This window comes from Pontibacter pamirensis, from assembly GCF_010015475.1.
GTDB lineage: Bacteria > Bacteroidota > Bacteroidia > Cytophagales > Hymenobacteraceae > Pontibacter > Pontibacter pamirensis.
In genome coordinates this window covers 105688-126444 of sequence record NZ_SSNI01000010.1, presented here as the reverse complement: position 1 = coordinate 126444, position 20757 = coordinate 105688, and the positions used below count along the sequence as shown (strand labels likewise).

The following is a 20757-nucleotide window of genomic DNA, read 5'->3' as shown; positions in this document are numbered from 1 at the left end:
CCCGTCAACCAAACCGGAATGCTTGTCTCAGCAGCCGTGGTTTTCGGAACAATCTCCTCTGAAAGTAAATCAGAATTTTGTTAAATCACTTTTGTTTTGCCTGGCATAGGAATCGGGTAAAATCCGTTGGCGTCTGGCAGAATCTTTGGTTTAGCATCCCAGGCGAACGTATCCGGCATCAGGTTGATGTCAGAGTTCAGGGCGTCTTCCCACTTAATTTCCTGACCGGAGTAGGTCGCGTAGCGGCCTAAGAGCGACGTCATGGTACTCATTGCAGAGCGCTCAGCGTCTGCAAATTTATACTGGCCTGCGGCAATGGCAGCAAATAGCTCGTCATGCTCGGTCTGGTACGGGTTAGGGTCGTTTTTGCCGGCATGGTCATACAAGGAGTTGCCTTTGTAATCCCACAGCTTTCCGTCGTTGTTGGCAGAAAGGTATACCTTGCCCTTTGTGCCCTGGAAGCTTTCGTCTACCCGGTTTTTGGTGCCTTCGTAGTGGCGGCACTGGCTTTGGATAACAGCGCCATCTGCGTATAAAAACTCCACCGTATGGTTGTCGAAAATTTCACCATACTCTTTTCCTGTTCGCAGGAAGCGGCTTCCTGTACCCTGTGCTGAAACCGGGTAGCTGTTTTTTACCCAGTTAGCAATATCTATGTTGTGCACGTGCTGTTCGGTAATATGGTCTCCGCAAAGCCAGTTGAAATAATACCAGTTGCGCATCTGGTATTCCATTTCGGTTTGATTGGCTTCACGTGGCCGCACCCATACACCGCCACTGTTCCAGTAAACCTGCCCGGATACCACATCGCCTATAGCTCCATCCTCTATGCGCTTGATGGTTTCACGGTAATTGTTCTGGTAACGGCGCTGCAGACCCACCACTACGTTCAGCTTCTTTTGCTTCGCTTCCTCAGCAGTAGCCAGCACTTTGCGTATACCTGGAGAGTCTGTGGCAACAGGCTTTTCCATAAACACGTGCTTGTTTCGTTTCACGGCCTCCTCGAAATGGATAGGCCTGAAACCCGGAGGAGTAGCCAGCAGCACAACATCAGCATCGGCTATCGCCTGTTTGTATCCATCAAACCCTACAAACCGCTTGCTTTCCGGAACATTGACCTTCGCTTTTCCGAACTTGCCAAACAGGCTTTCGTAGCTCTTGTCCAACCGGTCCTGGAAGGCATCAGCCATGGCTACCAACTGCACATCATGCTTCGTTGCCAATGCCTGAAAGGCTGCTCCTGTACCTCTGCCGCCGCAGCCGACTAAGGCAATTTTGATAGTGCCTTTTCCTGCTGCATAGGCACCTGCTAAGGGAAGGCTGCTCAATACTGCTCCGCCAGCCAGTATGGCAGACGCTTTCAGGAACTCTCTTCGCTTGTTCGAATCGAAATCTTTCATGCTGTTTTATAGGTTAAGGTTTGTTATAAACAAATTAATAATCAGGTGTCGGTTCCTGGTTGTAGTAAGCGTCGATCTCTGCTTTTGAGGGTGGGTTCACCGGCCTTACAAGCCTTAGGCCAACAAAGGGGGCTTCCGGGAACCACCAGTTACTTTTGGGTATCTGCGGGTCTATCCTTTTCCAGTTCGGGTCTGAGCCCTCCCTATTGGCAGACCGTAATGCCGGCGCCTCATCTTCAAAAGAGCCACCCCTGATTACATGCGGGTAAAGTTCTGTTGGAGTAGCTACAGGGTTGCTGGTGGCCTTACTTTTAAACTTTTTATAATAATCCGGGATGTACTGGTCTGCTGTCCATTCGGCCACATTGCCGTGCATGTCATAAAGGCCCCAGGCATTGGGCTTTTTGCTTCCGACAGGGTGTGTTTCTTCTTTGCTGTTCGCCCGGTGCCACGCGTATGCATCGAGGTCGGAGGAGTCATCACCGAAGGCATACGCTGTTGTTGCGCCCGCCCTGCTGGCATATTCCCATTCCGCTTCGGTTGGTAGCCGGTAGAAAACACCTGTTCTGGCATACAACCATTTGCAAAACTGAATGGCGGCATACTGTGTCATTCCGACGGCAGGGTGGTTTTCTTTGCCCATGCCAAAGGTCATGTCCAGGTAAGGCTTTGTAGGCCGTGCGACAGCATCTACTTCTGCACTCACGGTGCCGTTGCTTTGGGTTATCTCATAATCCTTGTAAACGAAAGGCTCAAAAACATCCCAGGTTACCTCATACTTGCCCATCCAGAAAGGATCGATTTTCACTGGATGCTGCGGCCCTTCGTCTTCGTCTCTTCCCGGCTCACTAGCAGGGCTCCCCATCATAAATTCGCCACCCGGAATAGGAACCATTTCAAACTTAAGTTGTGTGCCGGCAATTTCCTGAGTATAGGGCTCTTTGTTAGACTGTTGGGAATATGCGGTGTTGGGTGTAAGTGTGAAATAAGTTAACCCTGTAAGAAACAGGCTAAAAGATAGTTGTGAAATATTCATGCAGGCTGTTATTGTTTTTTACACCACTTTGGGGCTCCTGTAAACGCCGGCAGCTTTTACACATGCCACTTTTCAAAAAAGGAACTTTAAGGGTAATTAAAAATCATAATTCATATAATTTTATTATAAATAATGAAATAAGCAAGTAATTACTCATTATTATTTGTGAGTGTGACAGTTATACCGGTGTTGTTGCTGATTTTTGATGAAGTGGCGATGGAAAATGGGATACTACTTACTTGAATTCTGTTCCGGCGATGTTTGCTAAATTCCCCGCTTTGGGCAGGAGGGAGAGGGGTGGTTCGACCTGGTGACGCAGAATCAGGAAGCATGAAGCAACTATGCAGGCATCATAAAAGGAGAGGAGGTGCTTCATACCCGTTAAGTATGCAACACCTCCTCTTTTAATTCAATTTAAACCGGAACAGCTTATAAGCTGTGAAACTCTAAGCCGTTTTTGTCATCAGCTGTCTTCCTCTAAAGTAGAAAGGAAACTCACTAAATCCCGTATCTCTCTTTTCGTCAACAGATACTGCATATTAGGCATACTGGAAGCAGCATTGGTCCTTTTCGCAATTTCACTTTTCTTGATGACGGTTTCAGGTTGCCCGCCTACCTTCACTGAAATGCTGTCGTCCTGCTCATCCTGGAGTATACCGCTTACTGTCTGGCCGTTTTTAAGCTCCAACGTTACCACGCCATAACCTGGAGCCAGTCGCGCGCTCGGGTTGATCAAAGCCTCCAGTAATTGAGGGCGGGTAAGTTTTTTGGATATGCCGTTTAAACGGGGACCGGCATTGCCGCCCAAATCATCGTAGGAGTGGCACCTGATGCACTGCGCCGTCTGATGGCTGAAGAATATCCTTCTGCCCTGATTCGGATCGCCGCCATACAAGCTTCCTTCAAAAGCGGCCTCCGGAGCACCAGAAGAATGCTTCGCGCTGATTTCTTTGTGTCTGGTAATCAGCTTTGGGGAACGGGTGCTGGCAACAGCTTCCGCTAACTCCAGCTGGATTTCCACAGGAAGCTTGCCGTTCGCCAGTTTCGTCAGTAAGTCGTTAAAGACAGGCTGGGTATTTTCTACAGGTAATTCTCCGAGCGTCATAAGGGCAGCCTGCTTTTCTTCCGTCGTCCGCTTGTTGATGACGTCAGAAAGCAGCGTCACCATCAGTTCTTTCGAAATATCCATGTCTGCTAGCATATCAAGGCCTGCTACCCGAACGCTTTTCTCCTGGTCCGATATGGCCTGCTCAATGGCTTTTCCTATCTGCGCATCTTCAACGGATGCCAGTGAGCGCAGCGCTTCTACTCGCACCTCTGCTTCTTTGTCGTTTTGCAGGCGGGTAAAAAGCGGAGTAGATGCCTGGTCTACTTTAAGCTTGCCAATCGCCCTGACAGCGCTCAGCCGTACCGGGGCTTCGGCATGTCCTGATGCCTGTATGAGTGCATCCGCTGCCTTGTTTCTAACCAGCGTCGGATCTCTTTCTATAGCACCTCTGTAGCGGCCGTCCACACGGTCCAGCACAGATGGTTTGGCCCAGGTGCTCAGTGCATCCATGGCTTCAGCCCGCATGGCTACCGGAGCGCCTTCCTTAAGGGAATAGTCGATCAGGTTTTGCATGGCCTGCTGGTTGCCAACGCGCAGGTTTGCGTTGATGGCGCGTCTTAGCAGCGCTTCATTCGTAAAACGAGATTCCTGCAGCACATTGCCCAAAGCAGGAAGTGCCTGCTCTATAGACAGGTCGTCGTTAATGGCCCGTGCCGCTTCTGTTACAATGTACTCATCCTGGTCCTTCAGGAAGTTAGCTATTCCCGGGTGCTTCATGCGGCGCAGGGCTACTACGGCGGCAATTCGCGCACCACGCGACGGATCGTTGGCTAAGGCAACTACAGGTTCAGCTTTACCGATGCGGGCTAAAGCAAGGCTTCCGGCATGGCGTATGTAGGCGTCTTCGTCGTTATTGTCCTTCAGCAATTGAATAAGCGGCATAACAGCCGGTTCGTAAGCTATACGACCAAGTGCTTCTGCGGCGAAGAAACGGGCCCTGCTATTCTGGTCTTTCAGCAATGGCATCAGGTTAGCACCAGCCTCCTTATACCGTATATCACCCAACCATTTGGCAGCCTGCGCTCTTATTTCAGGGTCACTGTCTTTTAGGAGCGGCAGGAGTACTTTGGCATATTTCTTATCCTGGCGGGCCAACTGGCTGATACCCCAGATACCGTGCACCCGGGCTAACTGGTTATTTTTTTGCCGGATGCTTCTCTGCAAGACACTAGCGCCTTTTGCACCACGCTTTGCCAGCTCAAACTGGGCTTTCTGCCTTACGCGCATGTCCGGGTTTTTTAACAGCTCACCCAGTTCTTTCTCTTTGCGTTGGGTGAAGTCTTCTGCTAAAAGCTTCTGTGTCAGTTGTCGCTCGGGCCATACCGCCCCGTCTTCATCATCCAACTTCCAGATGCGGCCGTGGTCTTTTGTGTTCCAGCCGTCAATCCAGTCTGCCACATACATGGCGCCATCCGGTCCAAAGTCTATACCGGTTGCCAGCACACCACTCATGATCTTTTCACTTTCTCCAAGCTCAAAGGAGGCTCCTTTAGGATTCAGCTTAAAGGCATGGATGCCGGACCTGGCGGGGTTACCCACAAATTCTGCAATAAAAAAGGTGTTTTTGTATTTAGGGCTCAGTGCTGTGCCAGGGTTATACAACATACCGGTAGGGCCGCTTACAAAATTGGCAATGGCCGGTGTAATATAGGCGGCTTGTCCCTCAAAGCGTGGCTTGTACATGTTCTCGTCCATCCACACTTTATAGGTGTTGTTGTCCGGGTCACGGTACTTGCCAAACTGCCAGTTTGTGCGCCAGCCGGTGTCAGAGCCGTTCACAATGTATACCAAACGCTCTTTTTCACCAGGGTGATCACCGTCATTGTCTTCGCTGATGAGGTTGCCATATTCATCAAAAACAAATTCATGTGTATTCCGGAGACCATGGGCAAACACTTCAAAATCACTGCCATCAGGGTTAGCTCTTACAATGACGCCTTCGTTCGGGTGTTCCCACTTCTGCCCGTCAGGGCCGGTGCCATTAAAGCCAATGTCGCCAATGCCCCAGTATATTTTGCCGTCAGGTCCCATTTCCAAACCAGACATACCATGGCCACCAAACCCCACGTGTATACCGTAGCCATGCGAAAGAGAAGTCTTTTCATCTGCTATGCCGTCCCCATTCTTATCCCTCATGCGCCACAGATCGGGAGCCACGCCTACAAAAAGGTCGTCACCATAGGACATAACAGCCCCGGCTACATCGGTTACCTCCTCATGAAAATCCTCTACCACCAGTTGCGATCTGTCTGCCACGCCATCGCCGTTTGTGTCTTCTATGCGGTAGATGTGCTCTTTCTCAACAGTCATGTCTCTCCAGTCGTGCGAGCCATCTTTGTTCAGGTCGGCCAACCACTCGTTTTTCTCGCTGTTTTCCGGAGACAGGACCTTGCGCAGAAAGGCGCGCTTCTCTTCAACCGTCTGCAACTGTATAGACTCAATCTCCCAGTCCTGATGACCCCGAATATCGAATTCAGAATTCTTCTGCCTGTTGGTTCTGGCATAATACAGCCGCCCCTGGTCATCAATATCGATGGAAATAGGGTCCGCCACCAGGGAATCCACGCCCCATAAGCGGAGCGTCAGGCCATCAGCCAGTTCAGGGGTGACGAGCGCCTCAATGGATTTAGCCATTTCAGCGGCCTCTTCAGGAGCCAATTGCTTGATTCTCCTGTCCACAGGGTCTTGTATAGTATATCCTGAAAGAAGCAAGGCAGGAAACAGGGCAGAGACCCAAAAAGCCTTTTGGTTGTTTTTCAGGGTTGTTAAAACAGCCTTTTTCATATTAAATGACATGTAATAAGAATTGATTTTTAAACGCTTTTGTGAAAATTAACAGCACGTGCTTCTTCCATTAGGTACTGTTCTTGGTTTCGTTCTTCTAGAAGTCAAAACATTGGAATCTGAAGGTAAGAAATTTTATGCTATTTCGTAACAGAAACTGCCTGAATGTGACTGCTTACTTTTAAGGAGGCAGCAGCAAAGTCTTTTCTTTCATAACATCCGCTTTGCTTAAAAAGCAACAGAGGGAGCGCAGGTATAAACCTACGCTCCCTCTATATATAAAGCAATTTCTGCTAAACTCTATGATTCAGCTGCTTAGCAAAAGACTACTTCTTCCCTTTAGCCATTCCTTTGCCACTGTTTGTCGGCATAATCTGGCCACAAGCTACAGGCATAGTAGGTACGTAAACACTGTTTACAGTCAGGCCGTGTAATACGATGGCTCTGTTCTGGAGCGGCTTCAAGTCCTTGTAATCGATAACCTGGCCTTCTTCTTCAAACTCAATTTCGCCAAGCTCAAACGTACGCGTATAGTTTAAGTTTCCATCTGCATCAGCAACAGGAAACTCGTCAATTGGTACGTAGAGTTCAAGAAGAACTGGTCCATAAGAAGGAAGTCCTTCCACGAGGTCTACAAATCCATCTCCGTTTGTGTCATCAGCAGGAGTCGGGCAGGTTGCGTTTCTGTTGTCATCCTTAAATCCGTGGATGTGTTGCGGGTGGGGTAGGTTTGGCTCCAGTCCAGATGCCATTACCTCTACAGTTAGTACATTCGCATCCACTGTGATAGTGGCTGTGCCTGAAACGCCAGAGTTGTTTAGTGGCTGGAGGTTCGCCATAAAAGTACGCTCAATAGCAGAGCCTTTGTTCACGCCTTTCTGGTGCGCTTCCGCTACATTCTGTGCTGAAAGTTTCGCATCAGGAGAAATATCTGATTGCTCGCAAGAAACAAATGTGAATGCCATGGCAGCTGCCGCAATAAATTTTGTTGGTGCTGGAAATAAAGTTTTGATATTCATAATTTTATATTTTTTTTTAGTACACTCTACCTACGGGGGACTAATAACCGAATCTTCTGAAACCCACTTTTTAACTGGTAATGAGCTATGTAGAAGGTGTGAGTGTAGTGTTTTGATTCGTGAATGATAAATCCAGTGTTTTTTAATAAGGGTAAGTTGTTTGAACATCTATTAAAAAAGTTAAAATTATATAAGAGTGTAATCCGCGGCTGCCGCTATGCTTAGATACCAGTTGAAGGTATCAGGGGAGGTGTTGTTGTAATAATGCTTCTATTGCACCAACATAGTACAATAGTGCTTTGCTGTTCCTCCGGCACCAAAAGGTAGTATAGGTGATAACCTGAAGATGATAGTTGCGTTCCGCTGTATGGGGAAAGAGCCTTTTACAACGTACACTGTGGATTAGTGCGTCGCAGGGTGTTGACGTTGCATACTCCTTGAGTCCGCGCGCTAATTACTATAGTGAGCTACTTGCTTTTATCGCCCCTGATAAATTTGAAGAAACCCTTAATAATCAACAGCTGATGGCAGACCTAAGGAAATATTCAATGGAGGGTGCTTCTGAGGTGGCAGATAAAGCAGCCGCAGAAATTGAAGCATTGTTGCGAAGGCAGCCTGCCACAGTAGAAGTTATCAATGTGGAAAGTGATCCATCCTACAGGGAAAAAGACATTGATTTGTTGTGGAACAGGAAACTTGACGACGGAAGTATCAAGACTATCAGTATAGAGGTAAAAGGGGACAGGTGGTACAAAACCGGCAACTACTTTTTTGAAACCTGCAGCAACGAAGGAAAAGGCACACCCGGATGTTTTATGTATACAGAAGCCGACTATGTATACTATTATTTTGTAAATGCAAAAGAGCTGCATGTGCTGCCAATGCCCGCCACAAGAGATTGGTTTAAGAACCATATAGCAGACTTCAGCGAAAAGAAAACTTCAACTCCTGTAGGTAACGGCAAAAGCTATGTTACTGTTGGCCGTCTAGTGCCAAGGTGTCTTGTTGCTGCGGAAGTAGCAGGAGTTAAAGTTCTGAAACTAAAAAATTCGTAAAGCTTTCCTTTCAGCGGGTTGAGTGTCAGCTAAAATGCTGTCGTTGGAAATAAGCAGCTCAAATATTTCACCCCGGCCGCTGCCTTTCGAATTGATGGCTCTTTTTGCTTTTACCTTTTCTATTGTATAATCTTGATACAAGTCCTGGAAAAAGTTATTGCTCTCATCGTTGTTGGTAGTATCTGAATTGCTTTGCACAAAATACGCCTGTCCTTCATGCACGGCATCACAAAACTTCTTTAGCCTGACTTGGTCCTCATCTATAAAGCCTTCTTTCGCATAAGCGTTAAAAGAGGCTGTCGTGCTGATGGGTTTGTAAGGTGGGTCGAAGTAAAAGAAGGCATCCGGGTGGATGTGTTTTTCGGTTTCTCTGAAATCGGTATTTAGTATTTCTACTTTTTGAAGCGCCTCGCTGTTGGCCCGTATCACTGGCGCATTACAAATGGTAGGATTGGCATATTTGCCAAACGGAACATTGAAACCACCCTTGGAGTTAACCCGGTACAAGCCGTTGAAGCATGTTTTGTTTAGAAAAATCATCAAAGCGCTTTTCCGGGTTGGGTTCTCTTCCAGGTGATTAAACTCCTCCCTTATTTCCAGAAAAAATTGTTTCCTGTCTTCCTCTGATGCATAGGTATAATACTGCTCTTCAAGTCCGGCTAGTTCTTTTATGAGGAGCTCCGGCGACTGCTTGATGGTTAGGTAGCAGTCGGTCAGTGTAGTGTTGATATCATTGATGACAGCGTGCTTTACATACTTGCCGTATGCTCTGAGCATAAAAAACAAAACGGCACCACTACCAGCAAATGGTTCGATAAAGTCTATGGTACTTTTGCTTTCTAACCGCTGGATCAGCTTTGCTTCAATAGCTGGAAGTAATTGTGTTTTGCCACCCGCCCATTTTAAAAATGGTTTAATATCCGCCTCTCTCGTTGTGTTAGATAACATCTATATTCCTTTGCTAGGGCGCAAAAATACTTATTTATCCCGAGGTGTCCTTTACGACAGGTGATTTTTAATGTACGGTTCATCTGTATGCTTTTCCCTTTTCACCAATACAGCATCTGTATGAAAAAAAAAGACACTGCACCTGTATCTGATTCACCTACCTAACGTTTGTTAGCTAAATAAAAATGCGTATATTTGATTAGAGTCACTTCGCTGAATGATATGAGTTAGTTGCAGGGAAGTAATCAAGTCAGGTAGCGTATAGGATATAAGAACTGAACATTGATGAGCAAATTTCATAAGGTAAAAATTAAACGTATTAACCGTGAAACGCACGACTGTGTCACCGTGTCGCTGGATGTGCCGGAGGAGCTGAAAAATACCTTCCGCTATACCCAGGGGCAGTACCTTACCTTCAGGCGGCAGTTTAACGACGAAGAGCTGAGGCGCTCTTATTCCATCTGCTCCAGCCCGCTGGAAAACGAATGGAAGGTGGCCATCAAGAAAGTGCCGGAAGGTGTCTTTTCCAGCTACGCCAACGAGGCGCTGCAAGTGGGGGAGGAGCTGGAGGTAATGCCGCCAATGGGGCGTTTCTACACCGAACTGAACCCGGAGAACGAGAAGCTTTACGTGATGTTTGCCGCTGGCAGCGGTATTACACCGGTGCTCTCTATCATGAAGACCATTCTGATGACGGAGCCAAAGAGCCAGGTGTACCTGATTTATGGGAACAAGGGCCGCAACTCCATCATCTTTAAAGAAGAAATAGAAGGACTGAAGAACAAGTACATGAACAGGCTGAGCGTGTACCACATCCTGAGCCGGGAGCACGGCGACACGGAACTGTTCTTTGGCCGTATAGATAAAGAGAAGACCAAGGTTTTCCTGGGCAATATCATTGAGCCTGACCAGATTGACGAGTGCTTTATCTGCGGACCCGAGGAAATGATTTTTGGCGTGAAGGATGCGCTGCTTGAAGCGGGCGTGGAGAGTAAAAAGGTGCACTTTGAGCTGTTCACCACAGGCGACAGCGGGAATAATAAAAGTCGCAAAGAACGACCTGCCGGGGAGGTAGACAAGCAGAGCAAGGTAACCGTGAAAACGGATGGCGTGGTTATGAACCTGGACATGTCGTACTACGGCAATACCATTCTGGATGCCGCGATAGAAATGGGAGCTGACCTGCCATACTCCTGCAAAGGAGGCGTTTGCAGCACCTGCCGTGCCAGGGTAATAGAAGGCGAAGTGGAGATGGATGTCAACTACTCGCTTGAACCCGAAGAGGTGCAGGCGGGTTATATATTAACATGCCAGGCTCGTCCGCTGACAGAGAAGGTAATTGTTGATTTTGACCAGTAATAATTTAAAAAATATAACCTGACGAAGGTTTTTAAAAGATATAGAAGCTATGGAAGAGGTAGAAGTAAACCTGGAGGCACAATTTGAAGAAAAGGTCGCCAAAGACATCAGAATAGAACCAAAGGACTGGATGCCGGATGCTTACCGGAAAACACTTATCCGGCAGATATCGCAGCACGCGCACTCCGAAATTGTAGGCATGTTGCCGGAAGGCAACTGGATTACGCGCGCTCCCTCACTCAAGCGCAAAGCCATACTCCTAGCCAAGGTGCAGGATGAGGCAGGCCACGGTTTGTATCTGTATAGCGCCGCCGAAACATTGGGTGCCTCCCGTGACCAGATGATTGCTGACCTGCATTCAGGTAAGGCAAAGTACTCCAGCATCTTCAACTACCCGACTCTTTCCTGGGCTGATATTGGAGCGATTGGCTGGCTCGTGGATGGTGCTGCTATTATGAACCAGGTGCCGCTGTGTCGTACGTCTTATGGCCCTTATGCCCGGGCCATGGTGCGGGTGTGTAAAGAAGAAAGCTTCCACCAGCGCCAGGGCTTTGAAATTATGATGACGCTGTGCAACGGTGCGCCGGAGCAAAAGAAGATGGCGCAGGAAGCTTTTAACCGCTGGTGGTGGCCAACCCTGATGATGTTCGGCCCGAAAGACGAGGAGTCGCCGAATACAGAGCAGTCGATGCGCTGGAGAATTAAGCGATTCACTAATGACGAACTGCGCCAGCGCTTCGTGGACATGATGGTGCCGCAGGCGGAGTTTCTGGGCCTGACTGTACCAGACAAGGATCTGACGTGGAACGAGGCCAAAAACGGCTACGACTATGGCCAGATAGACTGGGATGAGTTCTGGAGCGTGGTAAAAGGTAACGGCCCCTGCAACAAACAGCGCATCCAAACCCGTGTGAAAGCCGACCAGGAAGGCGCATGGGTACGCGAAGCCGCCCTCGCCCACGCTGAGAAAAGAGCACAGCGAGAACAGCAAAAGGTAGCGTAGGAGCAGTGTGCCTAAGTCAACACGTATTGTCATTTCGAACAAAGCGAGAAATCTGAGATATTTTATGACCCCACAATGCCACAGATTTCTCACTTTGTTCGAAATGACAGCCATTAAGTGAAAAGCCTCAGGTTAAAGGGAAATCACAAAAAGATAAAACATATGAACACAAAAGAATGGCCGCTTTGGGAAGTCTTCATTAGAAGCAAACAAGGCCTTGACCACAAACACGTAGGCAGCCTGCACGCGGCGGATGCAGAGATGGCTGTACAGAATGCCCGCGATGTGTATACCCGCCGCATGGAAGGCATCAGCATATGGGTAGTAGAGTCAAAGCACATACACGCCTCCAACCCCGACGATGCCACTGCTTTTTATGAGCCGGCCAACGACAAAGTATACCGCCACCCGACATTCTATGAGGTGCCGGCGGAAATCAAAAACATGTAACAGCTATGATGCACAACCACGAAAACGCACCGCACCTGCACGAGCAGCACTTCAACACCCCGGTACAGGACTATGCCCCCGAAGTGAAGCAACTGGTGCTGGAGTATACCTTGCAACTGGCGGACACGTCCTTTATACTTGGCCATCGCCTTTCAGAGTGGTGCGGGCATGGCCCGGTGCTGGAGCAGGACATGGCTTTGTCGAACATCGCGCTGGATTTAATTGGGGAGACCCGCAGCCTGTACCAGTATGCCGCTGAACTGGAAGGCAAAGGACGCACAGAAGACGACATGGCGTACCTGCGTGACACGGTGGAGTATAAAAACCCACTACTGGTTGAGCAGCCAAACGGCGACTTCGGTGATACCATCATGCGCCAGTTTATCTTCGATAGCTTCCACTTTTTCTTCCTGAAAGAACTCCAGAACAGCACAGACCACCGCCTGGCTGCTATTGCTGAAAAGTCTCTGAAAGAATCCAGTTATCATATCAAGTGGAGTTCTGAGTGGGTGATCCGCTTAGGTGATGGCACCGAAGAAAGCAGGAAGCGCATCGAAAAAGCCATCGACAACCTCTGGCCTTTTTCCGGTGAGTTATTCATGATGACAGCTACAGAGAAAAAGCTTTTGGAACATGGGGTTATCCCGGATTACAGCCAAATTAAAAATAGCTGGGATGCGCACGTTGCCAAGGTTTTTCAAGAAGCAACGCTAGCCGTGCCACAGAACGTGTGGATGCAGTCTGGAGGCAAGGAAGGCAGGCATACAGAACACCTCGGCTTTGTGCTAACAGAGCTACAATACCTGCAAAGAACCTATCCGGGTCTGGAGTGGTAGAGATAAAACACGCCTTTGTCATCTCGAACGGTAGTGGGATATCTACCTTAAATTAATCAGATATCTCACTACCGTTCGAGATGACAAGTGATTTTTAAAACGTAATTCAAGATTTGAATACAGAAGAAAGAATCTGGCAATACTTAGAGGATGTTTCCGACCCTGAGGTTCCGGTACTGAGCGTTGTGGACCTGGGAGTAGTGCGCGATGTGCAGGTGCAGGACGAAGAAGTGCAGGTAACGATTACCCCTACCTATTCCGGCTGCCCCGCCATGAACACCATTGCCACCGATATTAGGCTCAAGCTATTGGCAGAAGGCTTCAAGTCTGTCCGCATCAATATGCAACTGAGCCCTGCCTGGACCACCGATTGGCTGTCAGAAGAAGGTAAGATAAAGCTGGAAGAATATGGTATTGCTCCTCCTGTAGAAGATGGCGGAGACATTCACGCCCTGTTTGGGAGAGACACGACCGTGCGCTGTCCGCTTTGCAAATCAGAAAATACAAAACTTGTCAGCCAGTTTGGCTCCACCGCCTGCAAAGCGCTTTACCAGTGCAACGAGTGCCTGGAGCCATTCGACTATTTTAAATGCCTGAAATAAAACATGGAAGAAAACAATTACATCAAGTACAATTTTGAAGCTGGCGTCGCCACCATCACCCTGAACAGACCGGATGTTTTCAACAGCTTTAACCGCGAGATGGCTTTAGCACTGCAGGAACGCCTGCGCGAAATCCAGCAGAACGAGGAGGTGCGGGCCGTACTGCTAACCGGGGAAGGCAAAGCCTTCTGTGCCGGCCAGGATTTGGCAGAGGCGACGGCGGAGGATGCAATGGACATCTCTGAAATAGTAGACCAGCATTATAACCCGATTGTGCTTTTGCTCCGGCAACTGGACAAGCCAGTTATAGCTGCTGTAAATGGTGTAGCAGCAGGTGCCGGTGCTAACCTGGCTCTTGCCTGCGACATTGTAGTGGCCAAAGAGTCGGCTGCCTTTATCCAGGCATTCAGCAAAATCGGCCTTATACCCGACAGTGGTGGCACCTTTTTCCTACCCCGCCTGATAGGCTTGCAAAGAGCCAGTGCTTTGATGATGACAGGCGATAAGGTGCCTGCGAAAGAGGCGCAGGAAATGGGCATGATTTACAAAGCTTTCGCAGATGATGCTTTCGAAAGCGAAGTAAAGAGTTTAGTGCAAAAGTTGGCCCAGATGCCGACCAAAGGCCTCGCCTATACCAAAGCCCTGTTGAACTGCACCTTCGACCTGAGCTTGGATGGACAGCTTCGCCACGAATCTACTTATCAGCAACGTGCCGGAGCTAGCGCCGACTTTAAAGAAGGCGTGCAAGCCTTCATCGAAAAGAGAAAACCGAACTTCAAAGGTCAGTAGGACCAACCTCTAATACCGCTAATGCATGAACACGAAGGACAAAAGTACAAGTAAAGCAGAAGAGGTCATGCACCGTATGCTGGAGAAAGATGCCTTCAGTAAGCTGCTCGGGCTGCAGGTAGACGAAGTAGGGGAAGGCTACTGTCGGTTGCATTTTCTGGTTAGAGACGACATGCTGAACGGCTTTGGCATTTTGCATGGTGGAGTAACCTATTCTGCCGCCGACAGTGCTTTTGCCTTTGCCTGCAACAGCCACGGCCGCCTGAGTATGGCACTCAGCACCAACATGGACTACCTGGAAGCAGGCAAGCTAGGCGATATTCTAACGGTTGAGGCTAAAGAAGAAAGCCTAAAAAACAAAATAGGTGTCTATCAGATTCGGATAACGAACCAGGAGGATGTACTGGTGGCGCTATTCAAGGGCACCTCTTACCGCACCAGCAAAGAAATTTAAGTTAAGAACCTAATTCCCCTCCTCGGAGGGGCAGGGGTGGGTTCATCAAAGTATCATAACCTGCTTCCATCAAACAGAAACAACCATGAAAGACGCATACCTCATAGACGGCATCCGCACGCCAATCGGCAACTTCGGCGGTACACTGGCCACCGTAAGGCCGGATGACATGGCTGCCCTCGTGATAAAAGAACTCATGAAGCGCAACCCTTCTGTAGACGGGGCGGAGATTGCAGATGTGATAATGGGCTGCGCCAACCAGGCAGGTGAGGATAACCGCAATGTGGCGCGCATGTCGTTGCTTCTGGCGGGCCTGCCTTTCTCTGTGCCCGGCGAAACGATAAACCGCCTGTGTGCCTCCGGGCTGTCAGCTGCCATAGCGGCCAGCAGGGCCATACAGTGTGGCGACGGTGATTTCTTTATTGCCGGTGGCGTGGAAAACATGACGCGTGGACCTTGGGTCATTTCCAAAGCCAGCACCCCTTTCGGCAGAGATTCAGAAATGCACGACTCCAGCTTCGGCTGGCGCTTCGTGAACCCAAAGATGAAGGAGCTTTTCGGCACGGATGGCATGGGAGAAACGGCCGAAAACCTGGCGGAGCGTGAAAACATCAATCGCGAAGACCAGGACCAGTTTGCCCTCCACTCCCAGCAAAAGGCGGCGGTGGCGCAGGAAAAAGGCCGCTTCGATAAAGAGATTGTACCGGTAGAGATTCCGCAACGCAAAGGCGATCCGAAAATATTTGACAAAGACGAGTTTATCAGACCAGATACAACCCTGGAGGTGCTGGGGAAGCTTCGCCCTGCCTTCCGGAAAGACGGTACGGTAACGGCTGGTAATGCTTCCGGTCTAAATGATGGTGCTGCAGCACTTTTACTCGCGTCAGAAGAAGGCATCAAAAAAAATAACCTCACACCAAAGGCACGCATTGTATCGATGGGAGTGGCAGGCGTGGAGCCGCGCGTAATGGGTATAGGCCCTGTGCCGGCCAGCCAGATTGCTATGAAAAAGGCTGGTCTTACCCTGGATGACATGGACCTTATAGAGCTGAACGAGGCGTTTGCTGCGCAAAGCCTGGCCTGTATCAGGGGTTTTGGTTTGGAAGATAACGACCCACGTATCAACCCGAACGGCGGTGCCATTGCCTTGGGGCACCCGCTGGGCATGAGCGGCGCCAGAATCCTGAATTCCGCAGCCATTGAGCTGTACAGGCAGAACAAGCGCTATGCCTTGGTGACGATGTGTGTGGGCGTAGGGCAAGGGTATGCGGCAATCATTGAGAAAGTATAAGCTATGATTTACGAGTTCAACGGGTATAAACCAGTCATACATGAAAGCGCTTTTGTACACCCACAGGCAGCAGTTACGGGCAATGTCATCATTGGCAAAAATGTTTATATCGGTCCGGGTGCTGCTATTCGGGGTGATTGGGGGCAGATTGTAATAGAGGATAATTGCAACGTGCAGGAGAACTGTACCATCCATGTTTTTCCGGGGGTAACGGTGCTGCTGAAAGAGATGGCGCACATAGGCCACGGCGCTATTATTCACGGCGCCACCATCGGCCGGAATGCACTTGTCGGAATGAATGCCGTGGTGATGGACCGAGTAGAATTAGGGGATGAAAGCATTGTAGGCGCTCTGAGTTTCATCCAAGCAGATGAGAAAATCCCGCCGCGCAGCTTAGTAGTGGGCAATCCGCACAAAATCATCAAGCAGGTAAGCGATGAAATGATAGGCTGGAAGACAAAAGGTACACACGTCTACATGCAGCTTCCCGCCGATTGCCACGCCACCCTAAAAACCTGCGAGCCTCTAAGAGAAGTGCCAGCAGACAGGCAAAAGCAGGAAGGCAGCTATAAGACTTGGAATGAGAGTAAGGCGTGATAATTTATGCCCATCATTGAACCTGAGTAAGGAATGATTTTCTTATTCGTTCCAGAAGCATAGCGTTTGCTATTGAAATGTTTCCAGTCTTCCCGTTGAGCGCATTTGGAGATTTTTCGGTGCCGCGGGAGCGGCAGCGCCCTGGCGCAGAAAAACTTCCAGCGCGATGCGGGAAGACGAGGCCCCGCGGCCGTGAGCACACCAAGGCGAGAGATGAAACAAAGGGTATGTGAAACTGAGGAATACAGTTAACTATAGAATAAATAGCTTGTCTAAGTATAGTAGAGGCTTTAGCAACAAGCTTTTAAGGATTTCTCTCTCGTTCGGAATGACAATATTGTATTGAAATGACAAATAACTATATGGCAAATCAACTGCAAAACTATGCCTTAGGGCAATGGACTCCCGGTTCAGGACAAGAAAGCCAGATACTGGATGCCGTAACAGGCGAACTGATTTATACAGCCTACAGCGGCGGGCTCGATTTTGAAGCGATGATGCATTACGCCCGCAGCAAGGGAAACAAAGCACTCCGGAAGATGACCTTTCAGGAGCGCGGCCTGATGCTGAAAGCCTTGGCCCTGCACCTGATGTCGAAGAAGGAAGACTACTACAAACTCAGCTACCTAACAGGAGCTACCCGCGCCGACAGTTGGGTAGATATTGAAGGCGGTATCGGAAATTTATTTGCCTATGCTTCCCTGCGCCGCAAATTCCCGGACAAACCTTTCTTTGTAGAAGATGAACCCATTGGGCTGTCGAAGGGCGGAACGTTTATGGGGCATCATATCCTGGTTCCGAAAGAGGGCGTGGCCATTCACATCAACGCCTATAACTTCCCGGTTTGGGGGATGCTGGAGAAAATAGCCGTGAACCTGCTGGCAGGTATGCCTGCCATTGTAAAACCGGCTCCCATCACGGCTTTTCTCACAGAAGCGGTTGTAAGAGAAATTATTGTATCTAAAATCTTGCCGGAGGGTGCGCTGCAACTGGTAACTGGCACCGGGGAAGGCATCCTGGACCACGTGACCTATCAAGACGTGGTGACGTTCACTGGTTCCGCCAGTACAGGCCGTAAACTGAAAGCACACCCGAGACTGATAGAGGAAGCGGTGCCTTTCACCATGGAAGCAGATTCTCTGAATAGTGCTGTACTGGGGGAGGATGCGGTGCCCGGAACAGCAGAGTTCGACTTGTTCATCAAAGAGATACGCAAGGAAATCACGTCCAAAGCAGGCCAGAAATGTACGGCCATCCGGCGGGCTATTGTGCCGGAGAAACTGGTGGAAGATGTACAGATAGCCCTTGGGCGCGAGCTTTCTAAAACAGGCATCGGCGACCCGCAGGCGGAAGGCGTACGCATGGGCGCTATTGTGGGAAGAGAGCAACTAAAGCGACTGCGGGACCAGGTAAAAGAACTGGCAAAGCAGACGCCTATTGTATATGGTAGCCTGGATAAGGTAGACCTGATTGGAGCAGACTCTGAAAAAGGTGCCTTCATCTCACCTATAGTTATGCTGAATGAGCAACCTTTCCGCTATACCGATACCCATGAGTTGGAAGCCTTTGGACCAGTAGCGACAATTATGCCATATAAAGGCATAGATGAGGCGATTGAGATATCCAAAATGGGCAAAGGATCGCTGGTATCTTCTATTGCTACTGCCGACCCTGCTATTGCGCAGGAGTATGCCATAGGTGCCGCCACACATCACGGACGTATCCTGGTGCTAAACCAGGAGTGCGCGAAGGAAAGCACTGGTCATGGCTCACCAATGCCTATGCTGATTCATGGCGGACCGGGCAGAGCGGGTGGCGGAGAAGAAATGGGCGGCATCCGTGGCGTGAAACATTTCATGCAGCGTGTTGCTATTCAAGGCTCTCCGTCTATGGTAACGGCTATTACAGGCGTGTACCAGAAGGGCGCAAAGCAGGTAGAGTACGATAAGCACCCTTTCCAGAGGTACTTCGAAGAACTGGAGATAGGGGAAACTTATGTCACGCACAACCACACCGTAACAGAGGCAGATATTGCCAATTTTGCAAATGTATCGGGTGACCACTTTTATGCACACGTGGATGCTACTTCCCTGGAAGGAACACTTTTCGAAGGGAAGGTGGCACACGGATACTATATCCTGTCGAAGGCGGCGGGCATGTTCGTTCATCCGAAAAAGGGACCGGTATTGTTGAACTATGGCCTGGAAGAGTGCCGCTTTACTAAACCTGTTTACCCGGGCATGACCATCGGCGTAAAGCTTACCTGCAAAGAGAAAGTCGGGCAGGAGAAGCGCAGCGAAGAAGATGTGGCAAAAGGCATTGTGAAGTGGCTGGTAGATGTAACAGATGAAACAGGGGAGACGGTAGCCATTGCTACTATCCTGACAATGGTGAAAAAGTTAAATCAGGAGTAAAAAACATACAGAACAGAAGTAGCAAGTCACAAGATATGGCTGTATTTCTTTTACAGAACTTTATCTCTCTTCTGGAAAGGGAATTGTTCATAAAAGAGAAGCTTGGCATTTTATGTCTTGCTACTTCTATTTTCATTAATAAACTATGAGCATAACAGATACAACAGCAGGTAAGGTAGAGGCATCAATAGATGAGCAGGGTATAGCCACCATTACATTTTTTCATCCATCGCATAACTCTTTGCCAGGTGCATTACTTGATGAACTTGCTGCTACTATTACCAGAGTAAGTCAGGAAGAGCAGACAAAAGTGATTGTTCTGAAAAGTGGGGGAGAGCGCACGTTCTGCGCCGGTGCAAGCTTTGATGAGTTGATGGCCATTGAGAACAAGGAGCAGGGCCTGGTCTTCTTTTCAGGCTTTGCGAAAGTAATCAATGCCTGCCGCACCTCTGGCAAAATAATCATAGGCAGGGTACAGGGGAAAGCGATAGGAGGAGGCGTAGGAGTAGCGGCCTCTACAGACTACTGCTTTGCAACCAAACATGCCTCTGTGAAACTGAGTGAACTGGCTTTAGGCATCGGCCCCTTTGTAGTAGGACCTGCAGTAGAACGGAAAATTGGTCTGGCAGCTTTCTCCCAGCTTTCACTTGATGCAGCAGAGTTCCGTTCGGCGGAGTGGGCCAAAGAAAAAGGCTTATATGCTGATGTGTATGATACAACAGAACAGATGGATGCCGCCGTGCAGGCTTTTGCTGCCAGGCTGGCCACCTACAGCCCTGCTGCGCTCAGGGCAATGAAAGAAGTGTTCTGGCAGGGAACAGAGCACTGGGATAAACTACTTATAGAACGGGCCGGCATTAGTGGCACCCTTGTTTTATCTGACTTTACCCGTGATTTTATCCGTTCCTTTAAAGAGAAGAAATAAGCTGCACACTGTTGGTAACTGCTTCTTCTGTTATGAAGACAGCGCATTCAGCTTCATCATTTCCTGAAACGCTATGGCCTTTTATAAGACCAAAGCGTTTTTGTTTTCCTGGTAGCCTACCCCTGTTCAGCCTCCTTTTCCTGCCATAGACCAAATTGCCTGGAGCTCAAGCCTTTCATATAGGTAATACTACATCCTATCAAGACCGTTCCATAGTACCTTCGCATTTTCTTATATACCGGGTCCAACCACCCCTGCCCCTCCTGGGGGTGCAGGGGCCCCCATTAGAGTCCAAGGAGGGGAGCCTGCTTTTCTTGTCGGCTAGGGCTTTTTCCATTGAGGACTTTAGTTATGAAGCAGATTACTAAAATTAGTCAGCACGAAGTGAATATGTTTCCAGTCTTTGGGTTGAGCGCCTTGTATTTGATGCGGTGCTGAGCTTGCTCAGCAGCCCGCAGCGGAGCGAGGGCAGCTTCAAATGCACAGCGCGATGCCCGAAGACGAGGCCTCTCGGCCTAGAGAGAACAGAGCAATAGAAATGAAACAGTAGGTCTGATGCCGCTGGATGAACTATTACTACGGCAGCTTAGACAGAATCATATCAATACGATGTAGTTCAGTTCATGAGAACCGGTAATAACCCCAGAAAAACAGCTACATTTTAGCTACTCAGTTCAGGCTTCTTAA

17 protein-coding genes are annotated in these 20757 nt (G+C 49.0%); 12 read left to right on the top strand and 5 right to left on the bottom strand.

All coding sequences use genetic code 11. The features are described 5' to 3' along the window. Positions 1–80: 80 nt before the first annotated feature. The 4 genes from E1919_RS10715 to E1919_RS10700 form a co-directional block, all read right to left on the bottom strand. Positions 81–1400: a Gfo/Idh/MocA family protein gene (locus E1919_RS10715; RefSeq protein ID WP_162053384.1), complete on the bottom strand. Its 1320-nt coding sequence runs from the start codon at positions 1398–1400 to the stop codon at positions 81–83. A 34-nt stretch (positions 1401–1434) separates the two neighbouring features. Next, positions 1435–2436: a formylglycine-generating enzyme family protein gene (locus E1919_RS10710; protein WP_162053383.1), complete on the bottom strand. Its 1002-nt coding sequence runs from the start codon at positions 2434–2436 to the stop codon at positions 1435–1437. Positions 2437–2899: 463 nt separating this feature from the next. Further along, the gene (locus tag E1919_RS10705; protein ID WP_162053421.1) at positions 2900–6328 is read right to left on the bottom strand and encodes a DUF7133 domain-containing protein; all 3429 of its coding nucleotides are present in this window, start codon (positions 6326–6328) and stop codon (positions 2900–2902) included. A gap of 326 nt (positions 6329–6654) precedes the next feature. Next, the gene (locus E1919_RS10700; RefSeq protein WP_162053382.1) at positions 6655–7293 is read right to left on the bottom strand and encodes a hypothetical protein; all 639 of its coding nucleotides are present in this window, start codon (positions 7291–7293) and stop codon (positions 6655–6657) included. A 578-nt stretch (positions 7294–7871) separates the two neighbouring features. On the opposite strand from E1919_RS10700, the gene E1919_RS10695 reads away from it, so the two are divergent. Then, complete coding sequence (locus E1919_RS10695; protein ID WP_162053381.1) at positions 7872–8402, top strand: hypothetical protein; 531 nt, start codon at positions 7872–7874, stop codon at positions 8400–8402. Here the strand turns inward: E1919_RS10695 and E1919_RS10690 are convergent. Beyond that, positions 8388–9350, bottom strand: a complete 963-nt coding sequence (locus E1919_RS10690; protein ID WP_162053380.1) for a DNA adenine methylase — start codon at positions 9348–9350, stop codon at positions 8388–8390. The genes E1919_RS10695 and E1919_RS10690 overlap by 15 nt on opposite strands. 285 nt (positions 9351–9635) lie before the next feature. Here E1919_RS10690 and paaE point away from each other — a divergent pair, with 285 nt between their 5' ends. From paaE to E1919_RS10635, 11 genes are all read left to right on the top strand, one after another. Next, the gene (paaE, locus tag E1919_RS10685) at positions 9636–10709 is read left to right on the top strand and encodes a 1,2-phenylacetyl-CoA epoxidase subunit PaaE (RefSeq protein WP_162053379.1); all 1074 of its coding nucleotides are present in this window, start codon (positions 9636–9638) and stop codon (positions 10707–10709) included. Between the two features lie 49 nt (positions 10710–10758). Beyond that, positions 10759–11712 (top strand): 1,2-phenylacetyl-CoA epoxidase subunit PaaA, encoded by a 954-nt coding sequence (gene paaA / locus E1919_RS10680; protein WP_162053378.1) that lies wholly within the window; start codon positions 10759–10761, stop codon positions 11710–11712. 162 nt (positions 11713–11874) lie between these two features. After that, positions 11875–12162, top strand: a complete 288-nt coding sequence (gene paaB, locus E1919_RS10675) for a 1,2-phenylacetyl-CoA epoxidase subunit PaaB (protein ID WP_115565404.1) — start codon at positions 11875–11877, stop codon at positions 12160–12162. 5 nt (positions 12163–12167) lie between these two features. Then, on the top strand, positions 12168–12998 hold the full coding sequence (paaC, locus tag E1919_RS10670; protein WP_202915897.1) for a 1,2-phenylacetyl-CoA epoxidase subunit PaaC: 831 nt from the start codon (positions 12168–12170) through the stop codon (positions 12996–12998). Between the two features lie 113 nt (positions 12999–13111). Then, a complete protein-coding gene (gene paaD / locus E1919_RS10665; RefSeq protein ID WP_162053377.1) occupies positions 13112–13600 on the top strand; it encodes a 1,2-phenylacetyl-CoA epoxidase subunit PaaD in 489 nt (162 codons plus the stop codon). A 3-nt stretch (positions 13601–13603) separates the two neighbouring features. After that, positions 13604–14389: an enoyl-CoA hydratase-related protein gene (locus E1919_RS10660; RefSeq protein WP_162053376.1), complete on the top strand. Its 786-nt coding sequence runs from the start codon at positions 13604–13606 to the stop codon at positions 14387–14389. Between the two features lie 25 nt (positions 14390–14414). Next, a complete protein-coding gene (paaI, locus tag E1919_RS10655) occupies positions 14415–14843 on the top strand; it encodes a hydroxyphenylacetyl-CoA thioesterase PaaI (RefSeq protein ID WP_162053375.1) in 429 nt (142 codons plus the stop codon). An 85-nt stretch (positions 14844–14928) separates the two neighbouring features. Then, the gene (gene pcaF, locus E1919_RS10650; protein ID WP_162053374.1) at positions 14929–16134 is read left to right on the top strand and encodes a 3-oxoadipyl-CoA thiolase; all 1206 of its coding nucleotides are present in this window, start codon (positions 14929–14931) and stop codon (positions 16132–16134) included. Between the two features lie 3 nt (positions 16135–16137). Next, on the top strand, positions 16138–16731 hold the full coding sequence (locus tag E1919_RS10645) for an acyltransferase (RefSeq protein WP_162053373.1): 594 nt from the start codon (positions 16138–16140) through the stop codon (positions 16729–16731). A gap of 362 nt (positions 16732–17093) precedes the next feature. Beyond that, a complete protein-coding gene (gene paaZ / locus E1919_RS10640; protein WP_162053372.1) occupies positions 17094–19145 on the top strand; it encodes a phenylacetic acid degradation bifunctional protein PaaZ in 2052 nt (683 codons plus the stop codon). A 145-nt stretch (positions 19146–19290) separates the two neighbouring features. Further along, positions 19291–20070 carry an enoyl-CoA hydratase/isomerase family protein gene (locus tag E1919_RS10635; protein WP_162053371.1) on the top strand — a complete coding sequence of 260 codons (780 nt, stop codon included), beginning with the start codon at positions 19291–19293 and terminating at the stop codon, positions 20068–20070. Positions 20071–20757: the final 687 nt, after the last annotated feature.

Coding starts and splice junctions, on each gene's coding strand:
- E1919_RS10715 (WP_162053384.1), bottom strand. CDS start 1,400: ATGAAAGATTTCGATTCGAACAAGCGAAGAGAGTTCCTGAAAGCGTCT.
- E1919_RS10710 (WP_162053383.1), bottom strand. CDS start 2,436: ATGAATATTTCACAACTATCTTTTAGCCTGTTTCTTACAGGGTTAACT.
- E1919_RS10705 (WP_162053421.1), bottom strand. CDS start 6,328: ATGAAAAAGGCTGTTTTAACAACCCTGAAAAACAACCAAAAGGCTTTT.
- E1919_RS10700 (WP_162053382.1), bottom strand. CDS start 7,293: ATGGCATTCACATTTGTTTCTTGCGAGCAATCAGATATTTCTCCTGAT.
- E1919_RS10695 (WP_162053381.1), top strand. CDS start 7,872: ATGGCAGACCTAAGGAAATATTCAATGGAGGGTGCTTCTGAGGTGGCA.
- E1919_RS10690 (WP_162053380.1), bottom strand. CDS start 9,350: ATGTTATCTAACACAACGAGAGAGGCGGATATTAAACCATTTTTAAAA.
- paaE (WP_162053379.1), top strand. CDS start 9,636: ATGAGCAAATTTCATAAGGTAAAAATTAAACGTATTAACCGTGAAACG.
- paaA (WP_162053378.1), top strand. CDS start 10,759: ATGGAAGAGGTAGAAGTAAACCTGGAGGCACAATTTGAAGAAAAGGTC.
- paaB (WP_115565404.1), top strand. CDS start 11,875: ATGAACACAAAAGAATGGCCGCTTTGGGAAGTCTTCATTAGAAGCAAA.
- paaC (WP_202915897.1), top strand. CDS start 12,168: ATGATGCACAACCACGAAAACGCACCGCACCTGCACGAGCAGCACTTC.
- E1919_RS10660 (WP_162053376.1), top strand. CDS start 13,604: ATGGAAGAAAACAATTACATCAAGTACAATTTTGAAGCTGGCGTCGCC.
- paaI (WP_162053375.1), top strand. CDS start 14,415: ATGAACACGAAGGACAAAAGTACAAGTAAAGCAGAAGAGGTCATGCAC.
- pcaF (WP_162053374.1), top strand. CDS start 14,929: ATGAAAGACGCATACCTCATAGACGGCATCCGCACGCCAATCGGCAAC.
- E1919_RS10645 (WP_162053373.1), top strand. CDS start 16,138: ATGATTTACGAGTTCAACGGGTATAAACCAGTCATACATGAAAGCGCT.
- paaZ (WP_162053372.1), top strand. CDS start 17,094: ATGGCAAATCAACTGCAAAACTATGCCTTAGGGCAATGGACTCCCGGT.
- E1919_RS10635 (WP_162053371.1), top strand. CDS start 19,291: ATGAGCATAACAGATACAACAGCAGGTAAGGTAGAGGCATCAATAGAT.